This window comes from Mesotoga sp. HF07.pep.5.2.highcov (assembly GCF_003666285.1).
GTDB lineage: Bacteria > Thermotogota > Thermotogae > Petrotogales > Kosmotogaceae > Mesotoga > Mesotoga prima.
This window is the reverse complement of sequence record NZ_JFHJ01000477.1, coordinates 1-2,631: the sequence shown is the minus strand read 5'-3', so window position 1 is coordinate 2,631 and position 2,631 is coordinate 1. Positions and strand designations below refer to the sequence as shown.

General features: G+C 46.7%; 2 protein-coding genes. Both read right to left on the bottom strand.

Going from position 1 to position 2,631, the window contains the following annotated elements; all coding sequences use genetic code 11:
• The coding region (gene tpiA / locus BG32_RS09965) for a triose-phosphate isomerase (protein ID WP_121526760.1) at positions 1-1,957 on the bottom strand (1,957 nt) is incomplete at its 3' end.
• 60 nt (positions 1,958-2,017) lie between these two features.
• A partial coding sequence (locus BG32_RS09960) for a type I glyceraldehyde-3-phosphate dehydrogenase (RefSeq protein WP_147434933.1) occupies positions 2,018-2,631 on the bottom strand: 614 nt, incomplete at its 5' end.

Sequence of the window (2,631 nt, the reverse complement as noted above, 5' to 3'; positions counted from 1 at the left end):
TTTCAGCTATTGCAACCAGCTGTACAAAGCTTTCTTGAAGGCTTGCGCCCCCAACTAAACCACCGTCAATGTTCTCCATTGAAATGAGTGATTCGAAGTTTTCTGGCTTGATACTTCCACCATAGAGAATCCGAACACTCTCTGACAAATCAACGCCATAAAGAGACGCAATTAGATCTCTGATAAACTTCATCGCTTCATCGGCCTGCTCTGGCGAAGCAACCACGCCAGTTCCTATTGCCCAAACTGGCTCATAAGCGATTATTATGCGCTCTAGATCGCTCTTTCCAAGACCGGAAAAGCCCTTTCTAATCTGGGTTTCCAGTACCTCCTTCATTCTGCCGGCTTCTCTTTCTTCAAGAGTCTCACCAACACAGAAAATCGGTGTGAGGCCATGCTTCAAGACTGACTTGATCTTCTCACCAGTCAGCTCGCATGTTTCGCCGAAAATGTGCCTGCGCTCAGAGTGACCAACCAGAACATATTCAACAGCAAGATCTGACAGCATCGATGCAGAGATCTCTCCTGTGAAGGCTCCGCTGTCGGCTGGATAGATATTCTGTACTCCGAATTTGATCGAAGTGTCCTTTAGAATATCGGCCACCCCTGCAACCGAGAGACTTGTTGGAAAGACAACGACATCTACCGCATTTTCATTACCGATTGACGATGCGAGGAAGCCTGCAAACATTCGAGCTTCATTAGGCGACTTGTTCATCTTCCAGTTTCCCGCGACCATCAATCTACGTTTTTTTTTACCACCCTCAATCGAAAGGCTTTTTATCCCGGGCATTTCCTTACCTTCGAGCATCTCTAGCGATGCGCCGCCCCCCGTCGAAACATGGGAGACCTTTTCAGCAAGCCCAAACTTGTTTATAGCGGCCGCACTATCCCCGCCGCCAATTATCGTAACCGCATCATTGAGCGAGGCCAGCGTTCTCGCAATCGACTCCGTTCCCTTAGCGAAGTCGTCGATCTCGAAGACTCCCATGGGTCCATTCCAAACGACTGTTTTAGCATCGCTCAGTTTCTTATTAAAAAGATCTATTGTTGATGGACCTATGTCAAGCCCCTTCCAACCAGCAGGGACGCCTTCTTCAAGATCGACTACTTTCGATTCACTACCGGCTGCAATCTCCTTTGCGATCACCGTGTCGACGGGAAGGACAAATTCAACATTCTTTTGCCTTGCCTTCTGAAGAATCTCTCTTGCAAGATCGATTTTGTCTTCTTCTACGAGAGAGTCTCCAACACTCTTTCCCTGGGCCTTTAGGAACGTGAACATCATTGCGCCCCCGATTAGGATCCTATCTGCCTTCTCCAAAAGATTGGTGATCACTCCAATTTTGTCTGAGACTTTCGCTCCTCCAAGAATGACCACGTAGGGGTGTTCGGGATTCTCAATTGCCATCCCAAGCATTTCTATCTCTTTTTGCATGAGGAACCCGGGCACACTGGTCAAATAACGAGCAACTCCCACGTTTGAGGCGTGGCTTCTATGAGCAGTGCCGAAAGCATCGTTGACGTGAATATCTGCAATAGATGAGAGTCTCCTCGAAAAGTCCGGATCGTTCTTCTCTTCTTCAGAGTAGAATCTGACATTCTCCAGAAGAAGAATGTCACCATTGTTCATTTTTGAAACGGCCTTCTCAACCTCTTCTCCTATACAGTCCGGGACGAAAGTAACGGGTTTACCGATCAGTGACTGAAGCCTCTCGGCGACTTTTTCGAGAGAGTACTTCGGATCTCTCTTCCCTTTGGGTCTACCCAGATGAGAAACGAGAATCGCCTTGCCCCCTCTTTCGATAATCTCATTGATAGTAGGCAATGCCGCGACGATTCTGGTATCGTCACTCACCTCACCCGTCTCTTTATCTAGAGGTACGTTAAAATCAACTCTTACAAGAACCCTTTTCCCAGCCAGATCGATATCCTTAAGAGTCAATGTCTTAGACATTTCTTAAGCCTCCTCTCCTCAATAAAACGGGGCCTCGGGCCCCGTCGACAAAACTCAGAGTTACATTTCCATCATTTTCTTCGCAAGATCAACAACTCTGCACGAGTAACCGTACTCGTTGTCATACCACGAACAAACCTTTACAAGGTTACCCATTACGGCCGTCAGTTTACTATCGAATATCGCGGAAACAGTCGTTCCAACTATGTCAGAAGAGACAAGCTCCTCTTCGGTGAATTCAACTATTCCTTTCAGTTCGTTTTCTGCAGCTTTCTTCACAAGTTCATTTACTTCTTCAGCTGTAGTGTCCTTTTTGAGAACGACCGTCAGATCGGTTATTGAACCATCGGTAACGGGAACTCTCATCGCTATTCCATCGAGTTTACCTTTTAATTCTGGGATAACCACCCCTACAGCCTTGGCTGCACCGGTTGATGTAGGAATTGTGTTGGCAGCGGCCGCCCTGGCTCTTCTTAAATCACTGTGAGGAAGATCTAGAATTCTCTGGTCATTGGTATATGCGTGTACAGTCGTAAGATAGCCCTTCTCAATTCCAAAATTGTCGTTCAGAATCTTTATTATCGGTGCTATTGAATTAGTTGTACAGGAAGCATTGGAAACAATCTTCATCTCTGGTTTAAGAACCTCATCATTGACACCGAGCACGATTGTGG